Raw genomic sequence first — 544 nt, forward strand, 5'->3', positions numbered from 1 at the left:
GTTCTTCCGACGCTATCCGTTATTGAGTTATTCACAATAGCATTGTTTGTGAAGCTTGTTGACGCATTTACGTTGAAAGAAGATGCTTTGAGCAAACTAAACTTACTAAAGTTGATATTTAAAGTATTGTTCACTTCTCTTTTTAGATCCGGGTTTCCGAGTTGTCTATAGAGCTCATTCGTCGGCGGCTGAAGAGGTTGCAACTGCGAAAAGCTAGGGACGTTTGTATTATTCTGATAGCCTAGGTTTACGCTTTTGCTATTGCTGATCCGGTAGGATATATTTGCGTTTAGATTGTTTTGCCAGAAGTTTCTTGCCAGGTCGATATCCCGATAACTGTCTGTCAGCTTTTGGTTCCGGTAGGTCATCCGGTTGGAAATATTTATGTTGAGTTTGTCCGAGTGGTAATTTAAATTGACATCCACTCCGTTGTTCTGCGTAGCGTCTTCTTGGTTTTTCGAGTACAGGGTATCTATCGTAGATGTGCCGTTCTGCGTATCGTTGTTAAATGCATTGACGAGCCCATGGTTCTTAGATGTACTAA

General features: G+C 41.2%; 1 protein-coding gene. It reads right to left on the minus strand.

Features of this window, described 5'->3' with window-relative positions:
• Positions 1 to 476 (minus strand): outer membrane beta-barrel protein (locus ABD223_RS43420; RefSeq protein ID WP_344044230.1); only part of this gene is annotated, 476 nt, incomplete at its 3' end.
• Positions 477 to 544 lie beyond the last annotated feature (68 nt).

This window comes from Saccharothrix xinjiangensis (assembly GCF_039527585.1).
Taxonomy (GTDB): Bacteria; Actinomycetota; Actinomycetes; order Mycobacteriales; family Pseudonocardiaceae; genus Actinosynnema; species Actinosynnema xinjiangensis.